Here is a 21,806-nt window from a genome sequence, read left to right on the forward strand (position 1 = left end):
CGATATGAAACGCAAATACAAAATCGCTTGTCTAGGCGATTCCATGACGGCATTTTGGGGGACGGAAATGCCCGAGCTTAAGGCTTCCTTAGAAAGTAAATTTCCAGAGCAGCCTTTTGAACTCTTTAATTATGGTGTAAGCGGAACTCGGGCGGAATATGGGATTTATCGTGTCTCCCATGACTTCCCCAGCCCGTCCGGAACCGGCATACAGAAGTGTCTTTCCTCGGTTAGCCCCGATCTCGTTGTCGTGGAATCATTCGCCTATAATCATCGTCTGGATGGGAAACACCGCATTGAAAACTATCATCATGTTTTGCGCCAATTATTAGACGAAATCAGAGCAACAACACCAGCTCAGGTGGTATTTCTTATTACGATACCGCCTGATAAAGAAAATTTCTTGGACCATGTACCGACCTATCGGAACGTTGCCAAAGATTTAAGGCAGGAATGGGCTGGATACAGTGAGATGTACCTGCAAGCTGCAGTCCAATTTGCGCAAAATGAAAATATACCGTATATCAATGTGTTTGAGCGTGTTAACGAAAAGGTGAGCTCTGGGATTCCGATTCGTTGGTTCATCGACCAAAATGACCATATTCATCCAAGTCGATACGCCTATGAGCTCATTGCCGAAGAAATAACAGAAGCCATTATTCGTTACGACATTATCAAATAAACATGTTCATCGGAGTAGGAGAAACCTTCATGCCAACGACTAATCATACGCAACCAGAACTATGGACAAGAGGCTTGTTTTTTAATAAAAAGACTTATGCGGATACGCAGCTTCTGACATTCGAGGAGGCGCGCTCATCTCTTCCAGTACCTATATTCGAAAGCCGTCCTGATTATATCGAATGTTACTGGCGCACCTGGGAAATTGCTTATCGAAATACGTTCGTGCCTACCAAGGAAAGTGGATTTGTAAGTAACTTCATTGACGCTGCATTTAATGATAAAATTTTCTTATGGGATACCGCTTTTATAACGATGTTTTGTAATTTGGCTCATCCATACATTCCAGGGATCCGCTCCCTAGATAACTTTTATTGCAAACAGTTGGACGACGGAGAAATCGCTCGTGAATACGTGACGAATTCCGGTATCGAGTTCTATAAATGGGTCAATGCCGAACGCAAACCATTGCATTCCTTCTTCCATAATCACTATAAGCACCGGGGTCTCGCGCAAATTAACGATCTTGACTTTGATGTGATGTACAAGCCAGATTTGGGGCGGACGGTTGAGAACCCACCTTACTTTAGACTGGACAACTTAAATCACCCGATCCTTGCTTGGGCGGAGTTGGAAAGCTATAAGCACACGGGAGATCGGGAGCGACTCGAGCTAGTTTGGGAACCACTTGTGCGATACTACGATGCGCTTTATTACCACCTGTATAATCAGTATGGTTTATTTGTGACAGATTGGGCGAGTATGGATAATTCTCCGCGAAACAAATATTTGGGCAGCGGGGTTGATATTAGCTGTGAAATGGTGCTTGTGGCTCGAAGTTTGATTGAGATTGGGAGCATCCTGATTGATAAAAAATTAGAAGAGGGCTCCAAAGAGGCTGCCAAAGATCTTGCCAGTCGAATCGCGCAATTCGAACAAGATGCTGTGACGTTTTCGACAGCGATTAACACCTACATGTGGGATGCTGAAACGGGCTTTTATTACGATGTTAAGAATGACGGGCAACGTGCTCCCGTCAAAACAATTGCGGCTTATTGGGCGCTGCTCGCTGAAGTTGCAAATGAGTCTCAGGCTGCTAAGCTAGCCGAGTGGTTGAACGATCCGAACACCTTCAACCGTGTGCATCGTGTTCCGGTGTGTGCTGCTGATGAACCAGGATATGATCCTCAAGGCGGATACTGGAGAGGTTCTGTCTGGGCTCCAACGAATACGATGGTTATCCGCGGCTTGGAGAAATACGGATATGTGGATTTAGCCAGAGAAATCGCACTCAACCACTTGGATAATGTTGTGCAAGTGTTTAAGGATACGGGTTCAATATGGGAAAATTATCCACCTGATTCCGTTGACTCAGGGAATGCCGACAAAAAAGATTTTGTAGGCTGGTCTGGTATTGCATCGACACTGTATCTGCTGGAGCATGCCATTGGTCTCAAAGGGGATGCTGTGAAGAACGAATTAACTTGGCGTCTTCAAGCTGGTATGGGGACAATCGGCTGTAAGCAATACTGGTTTGCAGGTAAAACGATGGATTTGGTTGCAAACGAGCAGGCGGATGGGTCTTATCTCATCACGGTATCAAGTGATAAACCTGTGCAGCTTAAGATTATCTGCGGTGCTAATGAAAGCAAGCTAGAAATCAACGGCACATCTGAAATTAAGATTCAACCATAGGAATACTTTTTGATCCATGGATTTGGAAAAAACAAAGAAACCGTCTCCTTGTTATGTGGTGGGTAGCACTTCCACCATACGAAGGGACGGTTTCTTTTATTTTACGAAGGATGGTGCCTCGCGCGCTTCTGGATGCTGCAAGTCGAAATAATCGCCTAATCCACTTCCTCGCACAAGCCATTTAGCTTCTGGTACACCCTTGTGACTGTTTTGTTATTGCGGGATCAAAATAATCGAATCCAGCATCATAGCATAACCGGTGCTAGAAGCATTCTTCCCACTTACGGTCAGTTTGAAGGCTTTGTTGCCAGTAGTACTAAAGGTTTGCGTACCAAGGGTATATTCCTGATAAGTAGCTGCAGCGGCGTACGTATCGAATACTGAACCTAGATTGGTGCCGTCGATGTTCAACTGCACAGTACCAGTAGTACTTGAATTCTTCGTTCGAACTTTAACCTGATAGGTGCCCGGATATTTGACATTCACGTTGAAGGTTACATAGTCATTCACGGCATTCGAGGCATATTGACTAAGCGCTGTGCTGCTGGCGCTAGCCTCGTTACTTGTTAAGCTCCGTGTATCTCCGGATGAAGCGCTGACCGGTAGTCCTTCAACTTCGTAGATTTGCTCCGGTGTTAGCGTAATAGCATCCGGGAATATCCCGTACCCGGTGCTGCTCGCATTTTTGCCAGTTGCAGCAAATTTAAATACTTTGGTCCCAGCGGTGGTAAATGATTTGATCCCTAAGTTATCGGTTCGGTAACCGATCACTGAGCTGTATGGATCGAATACGCCGCCTTGTGCTGTACCCTCAATGGACAGCTGAACGGTTGCGCGGTTGTCCGCCGTACGAGAACGGACGGTGATATTGCCGTTAACCGCGTAGGGTACGGCGGCATTCAGTGAGACATAATCACCTACGGCTGTGCCTAAATACTTTAATACAGCGCCACCGCTGGCAGCGGTATCTGCATAGGTGCCAATGACATCGCCTGACGTAGCGGCTACGCTCATCGTTTCAGCTTCATACTTGCGTTGAAGCGTAGAGGGACCGTCAGCAAAAGTATCTTTGCTGTCAGTCAGCCATTCTAGATTAAAGCGGGCAGCTTTCACAACGGTTGTGCCTACCCCATATAGCAGCAAGACGGAGTTGTCCTGCAGCACCGTTAAGTCGGAATACGAGGCGCTGCCGGTTGTAATCGTTTTGCTGGTTGCCCATGAATTCGTATCATCATAGCTGAGGCTGACGACCATGTTCTCGCGCGAGGTTGGATGCGCTGGTCGGCTGAACAGAATACGACCTGGATTTCCTCCTGAGGCTGAGGATAATTTCACCATGCCGGCGTCAACGGCACTAAAAGGAATCATGGCCGAATCGAAGGAAGGACTTGACCATGTTAACCCGTTGTCGCTGCTGGTGGAGATAATCCGCTGTTGTGTACCGCCTGCGGCGTAACGCGCGTTAATCATGATCTTGCCGTTATCGAGCTCAACAAGACGTGATTCGTTAGCGGGGTAAGCACTGCTAACTGGTGTGTAGCCACCGGCATTCCAAGTTGTGCCTCCGTCGTCGCTATAGAGAACAGATACGCCATATTCACGCAGATTAACCGATAGGTTGACTGGATGGCGATGCCATACTTGCATCAGCAACCGTCCTCCACTTAGTTGAATACCATGACCTGGCCCTGGAAGGTGAAACTCTCTCGCTTCCGGATCACCACTGAACTTAGAAGTTACGCTGACAGGAGAGGACCAGCTCGTGCCATTGTCCGTACTGGAAATATAATAAACATCTGACGAGTTATTACTGTAATTTTGCGCATAAAACAAGAAGATCTTGCCGGTGGTTCGATCAATGACAGGCGTAGGATTTGCATAGCATTCGCCGCTTGAGCTGGTAACGATCGTACTTGTTGAACTCCAAGTAGCGCCATTGTCTGTGCTGCGTTTCATCATAATATGATGTGGTGAGGTATCACCTGTCGTAATGCGTCCTTCTGTAAAAGCTAGCACATCGCCATTCCCAGCAACAGTCAATCCGTACACAAAATGCTCTGCAATGCTGTCTTCCCCGCTGTTCCAAATCGTTGATGTTGTAAAAATGGGTGAGGCTGCCTCACTTTTCCCGGGAAATAAATTGAGTGTCAGCCAACATGCAAGCAAGCTTAATATCAACCGATAGCTCACTTTTCGAATGCTTTTCACATCCATAACCATTGCCCCTTTCACAATTTAGTTGAATTCATTTTAAGTGTAAGCGTTTTAATTGTGGGCAAGAAGCAACGATTTTGTTACAAATGTTCATTTTTTTAATGAGATGTCTGGCGTATTCAAATTTTTACGTAATGAGCCTAAGTTCACGCTATGCTCTATTTTAACGCTAAAAACAATGCTGCCCGTATAGGCAGCATTGTTGAGAAGTCATCTAGATGGAATGGAGCTCTTTCATCGATACACCGCCCTGCCGCAGCACAGCTCTGAGACGGTCCAGCCCATCTGAGGATAAAGGAGAGAGCGGGTAATGTGGGATGCCTTGGCCAAAACCGAGCAGCTGCGGCATCGCTTTGAGCACAGGGAGGGAGTAGCCCTCTATGGAGAAGGAAGCCTCCAACTGCTCAATAAAATCCTGAATGCGGTAAGCTTCCGCAAGGTTATTGCTATGTACAGCCTTGTAGAGGGAAACGAGCTGGTCGGGGATGAGATTGCCGACTCCCGGTATCAGTCCGCTAGCGCCCATCTGCAAGCTGATGATGCTTAACACTTGAACACCCTGCAAAACAGAGAAGGTAGGGTCCGATTCCATCAAGCGGATTGTTTTTTGAAATTGCTGCATGTTGCCCGAACTATCTTTAAAGGCGATGACATTCGGGAATTGCGCAATCTGTTTAACGGTCTCTGCTTCGATTGGATTGCCCGTATAAACCGGAACGTTATAGATAATGAGAGGCAAATCGGTAGCTTCACGTATTGCCGCAAAGTGCTTAACAATTTCCTGCTGCTTCACGCGGAAATAGTAGGGAGTTACAGCGACGATGGCATCAGCGCCAAGCTCCTCGGCTTCTTTGACAAGCTCAAGCACACGGTCTGTACTGGTCTCCATCACACCGAATAGTAAAGGGATCTTGCCTTTACACGTTTCCGATAAAGCGACGAGCGCTTGTTCACGCTGTGTCCTTGTCAACATCGGAGATTCTGCAGCAGTGCCCATAGCGAAAATGCCGTTAACACCGCAATCCATCATATAGCGAGCCAATCCTTGAAGCGCCGCCGTATCCACGGTTCGATCTGCGTTTAATGGTGTGATGATAGGAGGGATGACACCGGATAGTTTTTTAGTTTGTAACATGAAAATGACCTCATTTCTACATATCGTATAGTGTGTTATTCCATTTATAGGGTTAACCCTTAACCCCGCTTGAAGCAATGCCTTGTATAAAATACTTCTGACCAGCAAGAAACACCGCAATAATAGGGATAATTGCACAAGTAGCCCCGGCCATAACCAAGTTGTATTGAGCGCCTTCGGCATCATTCAAGGTCTGAAGTCCAAGTGGAATCGTATAGAGAGACTTACTTGTAATAAATATCAGCGGATCCATGTAGCTGTTCCAGTTCCAAACAAAGGACAAGATGACCAGCGAAATGACGCCGGGAATGGAGAGAGGCATGATGATTTTATAAAATATTTTGAAATGATGGGCCCCATCGATATGCGCAGCTTCCGATATTTCCTTTGGAATACTGATGAAGAACTGCCGCAGCATGAAGATGCCGATGACATTAAACATTCCCGGTAGGATCAGCGCCCAGTGCGTATTGTAGACACCTATCCAGTGAAACAAAATAAATCGCGGCACTAGCGTAACGTGAGGAGGAATCATCAGCGTAGACAGATACAACATGAATACGATATTCTTCCCTCTAAAATCCATGCGGGCAAACGCATACGCGGCCGTAGCGCTAATCAACACGGTACCGCTAATCGTCAGGATAGCGACTTTAATGGAGTTCCAGTAGAACAAATAGAAGGGATACGTTTTATTAAACCAAACCTTACTATAGTTGCTGAATTGCAGCTCATGAGGTATCCATTGAATCGGATATTGAAAGACTTCGATTGGTTTCTTAAGTGAGGCTGAAATCATCCAGGCAAAAGGCATCATCATTAATAAGCCGAACAGCAGCATAAGGAGAGTGATGATGAGCTTAGGAACATCCAAGCGGAACGACATTTTGGTTGGACGGGAAGGCTTAGTGATAACTGCTGCTTGCTCCATCGTGCAAGACCTCCATTTCTAGTAGGTAACCCATTTTTTTTGGCGGTTCCATTGTATGAGTGTAATGATGAAGATGATCGCGAACAGCACCCAAGCGACTGCAGAGCCATAGCCAAACTTGTAAAATTTAAAAGAGAGTTCATAAATGTAATAAACAAGGACAGAGGTCGAATCACCTGGTCCACCATCGGTCATGATGTTGACGGGGGCGAATACTTCAAACGAGTGAATAATCCGTGTGATGAACAAGAAGAAGGTGGTAGGTGACAACATAGGAATGGTCACGTTTAGAAACTGGCGAAACCGTCCTGCGCCATCCATTTCAGCAGCTTCGTACAGCTCCTTCGGAACGCCTTGCAGTCCTGCCATGTAAATGATCAGGTCATAGCCGAGACCGACCCAAACCATCATGATCATGAGGGAAGGGAGCGCCCATTCGGTACTGCCGAGCCATTTGGGCGGGTTATCGATGCCAAGCGTCATGAGCAGCTGATTGATCGGACCCTGGGTCGGATGATAGAGCTGCATCCAGACGATAGCAACTGCGACAATCGTCGTAATATAAGGGAGGAAATACAGCAGCCGAAGAAAATTACGAGCATACACCATTTGGTTTAATATCAGCGCGACACATAAAGAGACGGCTAACGTTACCGGGACGACGACAATGGAATAAATCACATTGTTTTTCAACGATTTTAGAAATAGCTCATCATGCCACATGTCGATAAAATTACGTAGTCCGACAAACTGAATATGGTCTAAGCCCGAAATCAGATCCCATTCACTGAAGGCCAGCCATAAGGAAAACAGAATAGGAAACAACAGAAATACCACATAACCAAGCAAGCTCGGCAGTAAAAATAAATAGCCAGTTGTTAACTCTCGTTTGGAGTTCAAGATTCTCACCTTCTCTAATGTTGTGTTGAGGATGATTTTATTGTAAAAGAAACGAGGCTTGGCCAGAATCAACTATCTTATCGGCTTTCTTCACTATTCCATGCCCTTTTGAGGCTGTTCACATTTTTTGAAAGGCTGTTCAATATTTTGTTTTTAGCCTCACGAACTTCATGCTGGGACAGCACACAAGCGAATGACAAATAACCCGCTTTGTCAGCGGGTCATTTGAGTTTATTTGCTATTTTTGATAGCTTCGTCTGATTTCTTCTTCATATTGGCAAGGGCTTCATCAATCTTTTGTACACCAAAGAGTGCTTTTTCTGCTTCATCCTGCAGGAGTTTATTGAGCTCAGCATAACCTGTAAAGATCGTATCATTATAAGAAACCGAGTCATAATCGAGCACAACTCGCTTAAATGCTTCCAAATCAATCTTTTTGTCGGCGTCCTCGCCAAACATGATCTTCACAAGCGCATCCTTATTCGTCTTCTTCCACGTTGGGATATGTCCAACTTTGGCTAGATGAATGGAACCTTCGGTTGCCAGCCATTTCATAAACTGCCAGGAAGCTTCTTTCTCTTTCGTATTCGGATTCATAGATAAGTAGCCAAAATAATGCAGGCCGTTATTGAGATTTTGCTTCTGATCCTTCTCTAGAGTCGGAAGCGGGGCAACGGTTGTGACAAAGTCCCTCGGATACTGAGTTGTATCACCGATAAAGCGAGAAATGGCATTGGAAGCTACGGCCATGGCGGTTTTCTTTTGCATAAATAAATCGAAAACCTGTGCTTTGGTTGATTTAATCTCGGTGTACGGATATTGAATTTTATCCACATTTTCCATCGCGAATTTGAATTCTAGCGCTTTCTTGTAGCCGGCATAGTCAAAATTCGAAGCTCCGTCCTTGTTATACCAGGCATTTGTTCCCAACACACTTCGAACCGGCATTGTCCAGTAGTACAAGGAATGGAAATCGCTTGTGCCATAAACTCTCGCAGGACCATCGCCCTTCGTCAGCTTCTTCGCATACTCTTTGTATTCGTCCAAAGACCAACTTTTCGGTACGGGTAAACCAGCTTCATCGAGCAATTTTTTGTTAATAAAAACGGAGTCCGTTAACGAGCTGACGGGCAGTCCGAAATATTTGCCATCCTGCTTGTAAATTTCCTTGCCCAGCTCAGCCTCTACATCAAATTTATCTTTACTGATAAATTCCGTTAAGTCTTGCAGCAGCTTTTTCTTCGCACGAGCTTCCACCCGTGGCACACCATAATTGAAGAAAACATCCATTTCTTGACCTGCAATCAGCGAGGTATCGACTTTGACATTCCCCTCATCGGTGTTCGCGAATTTAACGTATTCCACTTTTATGTTGGGGAACTTTTTGTTGAATTCTTTGATCATATCACCAGGACCTTGATCCTCGTTCCATGCTCCCCACCATGATATTTTCGCAGCTTTATCGGCCGCAGATGGTGCGGCTGTCGTCGCTGCTGGTGCAGCCGATTTTGCAGCTTCCGGTTGGCTAGAAGTCTGCGAATTTCCTGTGCTTCCAGATGAGCTGCAGCCTGCAATCATCATTGTAGCAAGTACTAGTGAAGTGATGCTTGACCCTCTTGTAATCTTTTTCATGAATGGCACCTCCATGGTTGATAGGCAAACTGGCTTTGCTTCTTTCTATTCCCATTATAAAGGGGGGCCAAATGGACCAGAATGACTATTATTATGGTGTTGATTCACTAAATTTGGTCTTTTTTCTCGTATTCATTTTTTCGGGTAATCGTATTCACTTTTATTCGAAGGTTCTAGCGCCATGCTCCCGATATTCGCTCGGACTTACGCCCATGACCTTTTTGAAAGCTCGGCCAAAATAGTTAATATTATCATAGCCGACCTTCTCCGCGATCAAATAACTAGGCAAATGCGTCGTTTGCAAATATTCGGCTGCTTTATTCATTCGTACAGTGGTTAAAAATTCAATGAAGGAGATATCCGTCTCTTTTTTAAATAAATGACTGATGTAACTCTCGCTCATGTTGACCAATTTGGCGGCACTGCTTAAGGTTATATTGCCTGCGTAATGCTGGTGCATATAGTCGATAAGGTAATGAATTTCTTCACGGTACGTACCTTTTCTCTTGCGTTCGGAAGCCTCAATGAGTGTAATAGCTAGCTGTCTGACGCGTACTTCCATATCCTGAAGCGTCTCCAGGTGAAGAACCTGCTCAAATAGGGGGGAGTGGGTTGTATCAATTGCGGACCAATCGAGCTCCAGTCCGCTGGCGATCGTTTTTAACTGATGATAGACATCCATGTATATATCGAGGACGATGCTTATTTCATATCGCTTTGTTTGCAGGTCCACGAATAAACCAGACAGCCACTGATCTAGTTTGTCGGTATCACACCTCTGGATCGTCTGCTCCAAATCAACGCCGACTTTGATAGCGTAGGGGAACCCCGTAGTGGAGCGGCTGCTGAAGAAATTATTCTGATAGCTGTAATTACCACCGATGTCCTGATAAAAACTATATTTGGACGCTTCCTTAGCCTCGATGAATGCTGTTAAAAGACCACCAATCCCTTGAAACAAACGGCTTCGTCCTGCACTGATTGTGATATTCAGGAATCGTTTGGCTGCAATAATCAAATCCTGCACATGCTCCTCGATTAGTGGTTCTCGATGTATATCCATATCTAACATAAATAAAGCTAGCTCATTATTCTTATAACGTACGGAATCGATACGGCCTAGCGGTAACAGTTGTTGCTCGGCCAGATAAGTCAGCGATTTGAGCAGCTGATCCTGATCCTTGTTGAAGGCATCGACCTGATGAATTCTTAGCAATAGCGCCATCTGAGAGCCGGAAGCTTCCTCCCAGTGCAATCGATTGCGATAATCGGCTAACTGTTCGTCGGTCAAACTACTCTCACAAAGGAGCCGAAGATACGATTGGCTCCGATCATCCAGTGCGCCGCTTCTGGAATCTGTCGTGGATTCCAATCGATTCAAGATCAGCTTGCGCTCCTGATGAATGGACTCGGCAAGCTCTTGTAGCAGCGATAGTAACTCTGTTGGTTTCACGGATGCTTTGAGAATATAATCATCTGCACCGAGTTTCATCGCCTCACGGACATAGTCATAGTCACTATGACTGCTGAGGACAACGACCCGAATATGCTCAGAGCGCTTTTTAACTCTGCCAATGAGCTCCAGACCATTCATATTGGGCATTAGAATATCTGTAAGGACGATGTCGGGCAGATGTTTATCCATGATCTCAAGCGCTTTCTCGCCATCGCCAGCATCCCCAATAATTTCAAAACCATGATTCTCCCAGGAGATCAAGGATTTCATCCCCACTCTTACGAGCATCTCATCGTCGACGATTAATACTTTCAGCATCCAGCTCTGCCTCCTCTTTGGCGTATGGAATCGTAATGAGAATTCTTGTTCCTTCATTTTCCGAGCTGGTCAGTGAAAGGCCATAAGCAGCGCCGAATTGATGCCTGATTCTGTGATGGACATTGAGCAAGCCAACATGCAACGAATCTGCTGGCGGATCGGGCAATTGCAAGGCTTCTTGGAGCTTAAGAAGTTTCTCAGTCTTTATGCCAATTCCGGTGTCGGCCACCTGGATGAACAGCTGTTGATGCTCAGCCCAAGCTTTAACTTCAATAAGACCTTTTCCTTCGAGAGGCTCGATACCATGGTAGATACTATTTTCCACTAGGGGCTGCAAAGAAAATTTAATTATGGAAACACTCAGCAACTTTTCCGGCACATCGATCACCAGCGATACTTTCTCGTTATATTTAATCTTCTGCAGGTGCACATAGCTCTGAATATAGCCCAATTCCATACTTAGCGGTATCTGATCTTCACCTCGACCGATACTGGCTTCCATCATCAACGCCAAATCGGAGATCATTTCACCAACTTCATGGTCCTGCCGCATGTAGGCCATCCATTTAATATTGTTGAGCGTGTTCAGGACAAAGTGCGGCTTGATTTGCGCCTGCAGCGCTTTGAACCTGAGATGCTCCTTCTGCTGATGTTCGTATTTTACATTTTCAATTAGTTCTTTGATCTGTACAATCATCTGATTGTAGGACATCATTAACGCCGCGACTTCATCGGAGCCTCGTACTTGAATGGGGGAGTTCAGACTTCCTTTTTCGATGTGAAGCATCTTTCTTCGGAGCAGTTTTAAAGGTCTCGTTACCCCATAGGCAATCGAATAGGTAATCAATAGAAACACAACAAAAATGACCCCAACAATGCTTATGTTAATTTCTCTCAGTTTGAAAATTTCTTTGAAAACGGAATTATAAGGGATGCGCTGGATGAGCTTCCAACCCGTCTTGGAAACGGTTGCATAACTGATAATCATTCTTTCATTATTCTCCGCTGTTTCATCTACCAACTGTCCGTTTGTACCGCTGAGAATCTGCTGGACGTAGCTTTCACTCGATAAATCTTTGCCAAGCATGGCTCGGTCTGGATGTACAAGGACTTTGCCTTGGTCATCAAGAATCAGAACTTCTCCTTCCAGCTCGCTAAAAAGATGAAGAAATTCACTGCTGCTAGCGGTCATGACAACCACGCCGACGCGTCGATTCATTTCAAAATCATTGATAGTTTTGACCAGTGAAATAAACGGGCCTTTGGATGGTGCAAACCAGGGATTCTCATGGTAGACCCATTGAAAACGGTCTCGCGTTCCTTCCGTTCGGGTATAGTTGTCGTAGAAGGAGAGCCAGGCATCTGAAGTCTTCTGATTGTTTAGGGAGGAGTACAGATGGCCCTGTTCATCTAGGATGGATATCGAGTACTCCCAGCGATGCAGATAAATGCTAAACATTTTGGAAAGCGTTTGGTCAGCTGCACGCAGTCTTTCGTAGACGCTAAACTGGTCAGGTTGTTTTAATATGCGGATTAATGACTCATCCAGTGAAATGGATGTCGTCGAAGACATCATTTCTCCCACAGCTTCCTGTAGGTTTAATTGCGTAATGTGAAGCGCTTCTTGATTCGATTTACCGATTTTTTGTTCAATCGTTTTTTCCATGGGTTTATCGATTAAGTAGAAAGTAAAGCAGAATGGAATGATCAGGAATAAGACAACAGAAAACATAATTTTGGTCTGGAGTTTCATGGATGACCTCCGAATTCATATGACAAAAAGCAGGCTGTTTATTCCTTCCTACGGAGGGAGGATAACGATACTGCTAAATTCGACAGATTTTGCAATTTCCCTAGTAGGTTCCCAAATATAGTTCCTGCTCTAAGTAAACTAAATAAAAAGAGTGGATTCAATACTGTTTTGCGATGGAACTGTTCATTATTTTGAGCATTTTCAAGCTTGATTCACTATTTTTGGAGAAATGTTCACTTATTTATTAGTTGTGGATGGAGAGAGAAGACCAAAGAAAAACGTTGTTGCAGTACACTTCATTAATGATACGATAGTTAACGTGAGCATGACATTCTAATTTTCGAAAAGAAGGAGACGGAATAGGATGACTCTTAATCAGCTAGCCAAGCAATACGCATTGCCAAGATTACAGGCTTATGTGGAGCAAATGTGCAACGAACAACAAGATATGAAGTTGGATGGTATGGATGTTTTTGATGACAAAGAGGGCTTTGTTTCCGGTTCCGCTGTGCTTTCGGCAGTATTTGTGTTAGAACGGTTGGAGCGAAAACATGACTCATTTGCAGCGTTATTGGCTGCGATCCCAGGGCTGATCCGGTATAGTTCAGAGCTGCCTGCCAAGACATGGGGAATTCTGTTCTATCTACAAGGATTGCATGCCTTGCAAGAACAGGGTCTTTTGGAAGCGGTCGTTCCTCCCGAGATGATGGTGTATCTGAAAGAAAAGATGGACTGGCGCACCTTTGTCGTCGAGGATGGTTTGCAATTACATAGCAATTATCCTACGAATTATTATGGCGTTGCTTTTCGAATTGCCGTATTGCGAGAGAAGCTGGGCTGGGAATCCCCCGTTTTTGCAGATGAATTACTTAAGAAGTTAATGCATCATATTTCCTCCTACTCAGGGGATCACAGTTATATGGATGAATCGAATGGCCATGGCAGATTCGATATCTATACGATGGCAATCCCTTTTGAAATCTATGAAACACTTATTGAGTTGGGGTTGGAAGTATCGGAACAAGTTCAACAGATGATGAAAAGTGTTACTTCCATTTATCTAAGGCTTGCGAATGAACACGGAGATGGCTTCACCTATGGGAGGAGCATCGGTTTCTATGGAGATAAAGGCGTTCACTGCTTGTTGACAGCTGCTAAGTTGGGATGGCTATCGGAAGAAGAAACAGAACTTGCCTATGCGTATCATATTAAATATGCTGAGAAACTCATTCATTACTGGCATGACTCTGAGATGAATTCGGTCAATCTATGGGAGAAAGGTCGTCGAACGGATAGTTATCGGCATAAGCATCGGATTCTGATGGCGAATTTGGAGGGATACATCGGCATCATTCGGCTCTCTGAGCAATGGAATGAGCTTGGCTACCAGGACAAGCAAGTATCCGAGGAGAGGTACCAAGAGCTGCTAAACCGTCAACCGCAACATACTTTCGTAACCTTCGCAGAAGGTGAATTTACGCGAGCGATGGCTATTATCCGTAAGCATGGCAACGTCTACTCGCTTCCGATCGTGAATGAGGTATGGGGGAAATGGGTGTATACGCCGTATTTGCCGATTCCTTTTCAGCCACGTGTGCTTGAAGCTCCGCCCAATACTTGTCACCCGCAGCTCATCCCTACTTTGGAATGGGCGGATGGTCGCCTTGCTGCACCTGTTGCTTTTGCCAGGAAAGTGGAGACAGCGGAGGATACAAACACGGGTACGTATACTATACGCTATGAACAAGATATTCTCGGTCAAGTAACGGAGAAGGAGATACTTCAGCTTGATGCAGGCATACGCTCTGTCAGTACGTACACCTTTGGGGAGAAATCCATTACGCGCAAGGACACCTTCACGTTCACAGGTGGAGAGTTGCCGAAACGAATTGTCATGGAGTTCGCTACCTTTTCAAGTGAACCCGAGGTTCATGCGAACAGCATCCGTTTCGGTTCCGGGGCTGTTGCCGAATTCGAGGTAACAGGACTGGCGTTTGTTTCCACCGAGAATGTGGTTGAGGATCCTCTGTATCATACATCGCATGGCCCGTTACAAACGAAATCAGTATGGGCAACAGAGCTGGATAAGAAAGAATTAGGCAGTCATATGGAAATTATATGGAAAATTAAATTCTCATAAAAAGCGTTAATACAAGGCCTTACGAAATCATAGGGTATTGACGAACACGAAGAAAAGGATAGAATTGGGTGTTAAGTAATCCTATTAAAGCGTGTTCAAATTGCGATCGAAGGTGGCGTGAATGGAGATGCAGCGCATGTCGAAGAAAGCGGAACTGATTTTGCAACAGGAATCCTTGGTTAGTTTTTGGGATTTTCAAGAAGCAGCGGGTGAGGCGCGAGTTGCTAAAGGGCCATTTACCTATGCACTTCAGGAAATGGAAGGCCCAATTGAGCGGGTAGAAGAAGGGGTCTTTGGGGAGTATTCGGCTAAACTGGCGTTTGGTCAATGGTTCAATTTGGCGAGAAAAGATTGTGCAGAGCTTGATTTTCACGGATCAGGAGCGGAGCTAACGATCTTGGCTTGGCTCAAACGTGACAATCGTGTAAATCAACAGTGTCAAGCTATTGCTGGTATGTGGAATGAAACTGAGAAGAAGCGCCAATATGCGATGTTTCTTGATTTGCGAATTTGGCAAAGTAGCAATCAAGTAGGTGGACATGTCTCCGCCGAAGGGGGACCAACGCCAGGTCATCCATGGTGTATGTCGACAGCTATTGGGGAAACGCCTCTTTTGAATGAAAAGTGGTACGCACTTGCTTTCACCTACGATGGCACTTATGCCAAAGTATATATGGACGGGGTTCTCGACAGACGAGAAGCATACAACCCTTACTTGTACGAGAAAGGCTTGTTTGATGGTGGAGCCACTGGCGCTGACTTTACGGTTGGTGCTGTTCATCGGTCTGGGGAGATGGGGAATTTCTTTGCTGGCTTGTTAGGTGGTTTGGCTGTGTATAACAAAGCGTTAACAGACGAGGAAATATTATTGTTATCGAAGTAAGCATGACTAGAATAATGGGAAAACCAGACAGCTGTTTAGAACAGTGGTCTGGTTTTTTGGCGTGAGATCCTTAGATTTTCTAAAGTAAGCATAGATATGTTTATTTTAATTACGCATCAATCGGCTATAATGAAAACGCTAACAGTCTGAGAATCCAAAAGGAGAGATGCGTAATTATGAAAGTTTGGCTATGCCGTCTTATGATTGTAGTGCTGTTCCTGGGGGGAATTACGAATGGAACCCTTGCAGGAATCGCCTATGCAGGTGTGTATGATGATAATTTGAATCAGCAATTAAATCAGAACGATATTGTCATTGATGACAATGCAGGCACTACGTATGTCACCAGAAGCGGGAGCCCTTGGAATGCTGTAAGCACGCAAGGGAATATCGTTTATGGAACGACTGCATTATCTGCACCGAAATCGACTACGGATGGAGGTTTTGTGAAATACACCCCGAAGGGAGTCAAAGCACTGACACCAGGCGGTTATGATGTATATATGTCCTACAAGCGCTCCTCTGCATGGGCTAATAATGTCCTGGTTGATGTTTTTCACAATGAGGAAACCCATACGGTTACCGTTAATCAGCAAGAAAACGGAAATGAGAATTGGTTTAAAGTAGGAAGTTATTATTTTACAGGCGATGGCACGGAGTTTGTCAAAATTCGAAAGAACGGTGACGGCACTACCGCAACCGGCTTTACGATTGCCGATGCTATTCGTTTTTCCCCGAATACGAGTATTACAGCTCCCCCTAATCTGAAATTAAGCGATGTTCAGTTATCTTCTGGTCTGTTATCGCCGGGATTTCAGTCTTCCGTTACTAGCTACTCCGTCACTGTTGGTTCGAGCGTCACTTCGGTGGACATCACGCCAATCGCTGCGGATTCTGCAGGTGTAGCTTTAACACTTAATGGTGTTTCCACCACTTCCGGACAACCCACTTCCATTGCTTTGAATCCTGGAGCCAATTCGGTTTCCATTACAGTGACGTCAGTAACCAACCCATTATCTACTAAGACATATACTATTCAGGTTACACGCACGGAGGAAGTAAGCAGTGACAGTCAATTACTAGCTTTATCCATTAATCCCGGTACGCTTGATCCGATATTTCAAGCCAATGTGCTTGAGTATCAAGTAAGTGTAGGCAATCTAGTATCAACAATTGATGTTACCCCAACGGTCAGTTCCTCTGTTTATAAAAGCTTGACAGTAAACGGTAGTAACACGGTATCGGGCAGCACATATTCGGTACCACTGAACGTCGGAATCAATCCCATTGCGATTACAGTAACTGCAGAGAATGATTCGACAACGACCTATCTGCTGCAGGTGACCCGTGTCGCTTCGTCCAGCAATGATGCGGCGCTTAGCGCACTGTGGATCAGCGCAGGCTCCATGTCCTTTCAGCCAGAACTAACAGATTACAATGTGTCTGTCAGTAGTATGATCCAAAATATCGAGATTACACCTATAGCTCGTTCCACTTATAAAAGTATGACGGTGAACGGTGTTGCCGCCGTTTCAGGTAATCCCTACTCGGCTGTTCTCTCGCAAGGACTCAATGTCGTATCCATTCAAGTCACAGCGGAAGATATGGTGTCGACAAAAACCTATACGCTGCGGATTACGAGGGCCACGACGACCGGGGAAATTGTTGGCCAAACGGGAGTTGCCAACGGGCAAATTGCGCTGAAGCTTAGTCAGGCTGTTGCGTTGTTTGCAGGTCAGAACGAAGCCTATACGAATAATGTTCGCACGGCAATTGATTTGAATAATAGTCTGATCAAGCCTTTCCGAGAAGCGGGTCATCTATATGTGCCACTTGGGTATGTGGCACGAGGGATAGGGGCGCAAGTATCTTGGGCTCAAGGCGCCAATACCCTTACTGCGAACTATAACGGAGTGAGCGCTGTCTTTATGGGAGGAAGCAATCAGGTTGTAGTGAACGGCCAATCGAGAGCGATCCCTGCTGAAGTGCTTTTGAATGAAGGTCAACTCTTTGTTACAGCGGAGACTGTGGCGGATGTATTCCAAAAATCCTTATTTCAGGACAGCAGGGGATTAGTGATCATTAGCAACACCCCTCAATTATTCCAATTACCTTTGGAAGCTGGATTGGTGGATGAATTGGTCAATGGCTTTTTGTATGAATGGGGAAATGTGAAAATATATCCTGGCGGTTTTGTAACTGGCATGGTATTTCACCCCGTGGAGCCAGAATTGAAATATGTACGAACGGATGTAGGTGGTGCCTACCGATGGAATCCTGAAAGTCAGACCTGGGTGCCTCTTATGGAAAGCTTTGGATTAGATGAACTAAATCTGATTGGGGTTGACGGTATCGCGGTGTCCCGGACCGATTCAGACATTGTTTATGTAGCAGCAGGGATGTACGGCACCAAAACAACGGAACCTCATGATGTGCTTAAATCGACAGACCGCGGCCAAACTTGGCACAGAACGGGGCTCAATAAACGCTTTTTCGGCAATAGCACAGGCAGCTCAGGAGATCAACGTCTTGATGGTGAACGAATTCAAGTGGATCCTTATAATAGCCAAATTGTCTATGTCGGGACACGTTACGACGGATTATGGCGTTCATTAAATGGCGGGGCTAATTGGGAGCAAGTAGGAGCTATTCCTTTTGGTACAGCACCAGCAGGTGTCACCAACGTAGAATTTGATTACAGTGCAGGGATGATCGATGGCCGAGCAAAGGTGATCTACATTGGTGTCGAAGGGAAAGGCGTATTTAAGAGTATCAATGGGGGGCAAGACTGGGAAGCTACGATCACCGATCTGACCTCTGGCGCTGTATATCCACGGCGAATGGCCATTGCAAGCGATGGGGCTGTGTATGTTACTTCGATTACAGGCTTGAATCGCGGTGATCTTAATGTGACTTCAGCACCTACGAATGGCGTGTTTAAATATCAAGCTGGGGTATGGTCTAACGTCACGCCTGCGGCTAGCAAAAATCTGCCTTTTGGTCCGGTAGCCGTCAATCCAGCGAATCCCAATCTCGTGGTATCTGTTGAAGGGTATTACCGTTCTTCCAAAGTTTATGTTTCTACGGATGGAGGATCCAGCTGGGTTCAGAGAGGCAATTCTGTGGGAGCGAGCTCACAATTTCTGTTTGATCCGCATCATCCAGAGGCATTGTACGATCTTCACGGATCCGGAATTCACAAGACGATGAATATTGCTACGCAATCCATTTCTTGGATCGAAGCAGGTAACGGTATTGAAGAATTATGTGCGACAAAGATGCTTTCTCTGCCTAACGGTACACTAATCATGGGAACGCTGGATCGCGGAGGATTTACTTCGACGGATATAACAGTTCCGGCAATACGGTTAACACCTGAATCTAGTGAGAATACAGCGTTAGATTTCTCTGAAGGCGACCCGAACTATGTATTTAGGCTCATGAGCTCCTCAGCTGGTGCGACAGCAAGGGCGGCATATTCGACAGATGGCGGCATGACGTGGAACGAGCCTGCAACTCCGTTTGCGTACGGTATCGGGGGCAGTGTAGCCGTATCTTCAACCAAACAGGCGAATGGCAAGCCTTTGGTCGTAGCCTGGACGAATAACAACACACCAAAACTGTCCCGAGATTTTGGTCTTACTTGGGAGGATACTGTATTCGAAGGTGTTACTGCACCTAAATACACAGGAACTACTTTTACTTCTCGCAGATATGGGTTAGAGGCAGATCGAGTAACGGGTGATACGTTCTATTTGTTTGATACCGTAGCGGGCAAATTGTATACCAGCACGAACGGGAAGAACTGGAAGCTGGAATCCACGGCCATTCTTGCCAAAAATGATGCTTCAACTATTGCGGGTGTGAAAGCCGCACCTTACGTAGCAGGTGAAGTATGGGCTAGTGCGAATAAAGGCGGTCTCTATCGTTCCAGTGATTATGGAAAGAACTTCACCAAACTCAGTAATGTTCAGGAAGCAAGACTTTTCTCATTCGGTAAAAACAAGCCAGGTCAGACGAATCCTTCTGCTTACGTGTACGGGCGGATTAATAATGCCACTGGGGTATTCCGCTCCGACGATATGGGAGCAACCTGGACGCGGATCAATCATGATGCCTATCAGATAGCCGACGATCCTAAGTCGATGGTGGGTGATCGTAAAGTATATGGCAAAGTCTACATTGGAACAGGCGGACGTGGAATTTACTATGGTCATCTACTTGAAACGGACGATGTCCCGCCAAAGCTGACAGTTGACCAATCTGGCACTTCTGTAGTCAAAGATGCTAATTATGCGGTGCGGAATGCGCTCTATACAGTTTCTGGTACACTCAGTGAGGATGCCACGCTGTATGTGAATGACTTGGCTTATCCAGCAATGCTGAAGGGGACGTTTAGTCAAACCATCCAGCTAGCACCGGGAGATAACGCGATTTCCGTAAAAGCCGTGGACAGCGCAGGCAACGCGTCAGTCCCCATCATCATTAACGTTCGTTATGATGCTACTTATGTTGGTATTTCACTGGATGCGTCGCCAACGTATACCAATCAAGCCGTTTATACCGTGAAAGGCATAACGAATACGTCTGCGGTTGTTCGCGTGAACGGACAGCTAGCAACGCTTGGACCGGAGTTGACTTTTAGTAAGGAGATTAACCTGCAAGAAGGCGTGATAACGCCTATTGAAGTAACAGCTGTCAACAGTGCAAATCAATCTGCTGAGCCGATTACCTTCCAACTGACACTAGACAGTGTGTCTCCGGTCATTAATTTGGCTGCGCAGACCGTTACAGCAGATCATGATTATTACTTACTTCAGGGTGCTGTGAGCGAAAAAGCAACCGTCTTCATCGATGGCGACCCTGTCGATTTGAATCCCGATCGGACGTTTGAGCGCTTGCTGTTTTTGCAGCCAGGCTTAACGACCTATCGCGTTGAGGCAGTGGATGAGGCAGGCAACGAGGCGATGCCAAAGGATGTCGCGATTCAGTATACTCTGCCTGAAGAAACGATTATACCGAAGATACAAGCTCCTTTCACGGACAGCACAGTAACCGTAGATGGAGTGTTATCTGAAGAGAATTGGTCCCTTCCTCATTTGATGGGGAAACCGCTTTTAAACAGACCCAATAATATAACGTATTTTGGCACGATGTGGGATGAGAATAATCTCTATGTAGGATTTAAGGTGAAAGATCAACAGCTGGTCCATCATCCAACAACCGTGTATCAAGGTGATTCCTTGGAGGTCTATGTCAGTCCGGATGACAACAGAAATAACACGTACGGTACCTATGACAAGCAACTTATGTTCGGAATGGATTGGAACATTGTCAAGGTAGGCGGGAATAAGAGCAGTACGGGCATTCAGTTTGCCCGGCAGATTACGGAAGAGGGCTATACGATGGAGATATTAATTCCATGGGCCAATCTAAATACAACTGCCGCATTAGGGAAGATTATCGGATTTGATGTTGATAATATTGACAACGATGGCAACAACGCCAATGGCAACAGGGAGTCCATTATTGCCTGGAACGGGACAATGGATAACTACAAGAATCCAGCAGGCTTCGGTCAATTAGAGCTGGTCGTTGCACCGGAACCAGAAATCATTCTCAGTGATGATGCCTCCCTGAGTAGTATTGTTCTAAGCGCTGGCAGTATCATCTTTCAACCGCAAGTTACGGAATATGCGGTGACGGTGAGTCATGCTGTGCAGCATCTGACGATTACGCCAACTGTAACATCTAGTGTGTATAAATTGCTTTCTGTAAACGGTCAGCCGGTGGGATCAGGCGGTACAATGACTGTAAACCTAGATGAAGGGTTGAATACCGTTGCAATAGCGGTGACTGCTCAAGATGAAATAACGGTAAAGAGCTATATCTTGACGATCCTGCGAGAAGTGGCAGTGGATAAGGGTAAAGACAAGGACAAGGATAAGGATAAAGATAAGGATAAGGATAAGGATAAGGATAAGGATAAGGATAAGGATAAGGACAAAGATAAAGATAAAGATAAAGATAAAGACAAGTAAACAGATGTCCAAAGCGCCTCTGCAGCT

The 21,806-nt window shown here is 45.5% G+C and carries 12 protein-coding genes; 5 read left to right on the forward strand and 7 right to left on the reverse strand.

Features of this window, described 5'->3' with window-relative positions; all coding sequences use genetic code 11:
- Positions 1-4: 4 nt before the first annotated feature.
- Both AC58QM_RS11615 and AC58QM_RS11620 read left to right on the forward strand, forming a co-directional pair.
- The gene (locus AC58QM_RS11615) at positions 5-682 is read left to right on the forward strand and encodes an SGNH/GDSL hydrolase family protein (RefSeq protein ID WP_497284026.1); all 678 of its coding nucleotides are present in this window, start codon (positions 5-7) and stop codon (positions 680-682) included.
- 29 nt (positions 683-711) lie between these two features.
- The gene (locus AC58QM_RS11620; RefSeq protein WP_497284027.1) at positions 712-2,376 is read left to right on the forward strand and encodes an MGH1-like glycoside hydrolase domain-containing protein; all 1,665 of its coding nucleotides are present in this window, start codon (positions 712-714) and stop codon (positions 2,374-2,376) included.
- A gap of 213 nt (positions 2,377-2,589) precedes the next feature.
- Here AC58QM_RS11620 and AC58QM_RS11625 read toward each other — a convergent pair whose 3' ends face one another.
- The 7 genes from AC58QM_RS11625 to AC58QM_RS11655 form a co-directional block, all read right to left on the reverse strand.
- Positions 2,590-4,590, reverse strand: coding sequence for an exo-alpha-sialidase (locus AC58QM_RS11625; RefSeq protein WP_497284028.1), 2,001 nt, complete (start codon positions 4,588-4,590; stop codon positions 2,590-2,592).
- A gap of 214 nt (positions 4,591-4,804) precedes the next feature.
- Entirely contained in the window at positions 4,805-5,725 is a 921-nt protein-coding gene (locus AC58QM_RS11630) for a dihydrodipicolinate synthase family protein (RefSeq protein ID WP_497284030.1), read from the reverse strand.
- Positions 5,726-5,777: 52 nt separating this feature from the next.
- Positions 5,778-6,656, reverse strand: a complete 879-nt coding sequence (locus tag AC58QM_RS11635) for a carbohydrate ABC transporter permease (RefSeq protein ID WP_497284031.1) — start codon at positions 6,654-6,656, stop codon at positions 5,778-5,780.
- Positions 6,657-6,674: 18 nt separating this feature from the next.
- Positions 6,675-7,556: a carbohydrate ABC transporter permease gene (locus AC58QM_RS11640; protein ID WP_497284032.1), complete on the reverse strand. Its 882-nt coding sequence runs from the start codon at positions 7,554-7,556 to the stop codon at positions 6,675-6,677.
- Positions 7,557-7,787: 231 nt separating this feature from the next.
- Positions 7,788-9,188 carry an ABC transporter substrate-binding protein gene (locus tag AC58QM_RS11645; RefSeq protein ID WP_497284034.1) on the reverse strand — a complete coding sequence of 467 codons (1,401 nt, stop codon included), beginning with the start codon at positions 9,186-9,188 and terminating at the stop codon, positions 7,788-7,790.
- 160 nt (positions 9,189-9,348) lie between these two features.
- Positions 9,349-10,962 carry a response regulator gene (locus AC58QM_RS11650; protein WP_497284035.1) on the reverse strand — a complete coding sequence of 538 codons (1,614 nt, stop codon included), beginning with the start codon at positions 10,960-10,962 and terminating at the stop codon, positions 9,349-9,351.
- Positions 10,934-12,715, reverse strand: coding sequence for a sensor histidine kinase (locus AC58QM_RS11655; RefSeq protein WP_497284037.1), 1,782 nt, complete (start codon positions 12,713-12,715; stop codon positions 10,934-10,936). The genes AC58QM_RS11650 and AC58QM_RS11655 overlap by 29 nt, the downstream gene beginning before the upstream one ends.
- Before the next feature lie 364 nt (positions 12,716-13,079).
- Between AC58QM_RS11655 and AC58QM_RS11660 the strand changes: the two genes are divergently transcribed.
- The 3 genes from AC58QM_RS11660 to AC58QM_RS11670 all read left to right on the forward strand — a co-directional run bounded on the left by AC58QM_RS11660 (position 13,080) and on the right by AC58QM_RS11670 (position 21,779).
- The gene (locus tag AC58QM_RS11660) at positions 13,080-14,855 is read left to right on the forward strand and encodes a hypothetical protein (protein ID WP_497284039.1); all 1,776 of its coding nucleotides are present in this window, start codon (positions 13,080-13,082) and stop codon (positions 14,853-14,855) included.
- A gap of 136 nt (positions 14,856-14,991) precedes the next feature.
- Positions 14,992-15,738, forward strand: a complete 747-nt coding sequence (locus AC58QM_RS11665) for a LamG domain-containing protein (protein ID WP_497284041.1) — start codon at positions 14,992-14,994, stop codon at positions 15,736-15,738.
- Between the two features lie 176 nt (positions 15,739-15,914).
- Positions 15,915-21,779 (forward strand): cadherin-like beta sandwich domain-containing protein, encoded by a 5,865-nt coding sequence (locus tag AC58QM_RS11670; protein ID WP_497284043.1) that lies wholly within the window; start codon positions 15,915-15,917, stop codon positions 21,777-21,779.
- Positions 21,780-21,806 lie beyond the last annotated feature (27 nt).

It is taken from the genome of Paenibacillus sp. J22P165, from assembly GCF_059692015.1.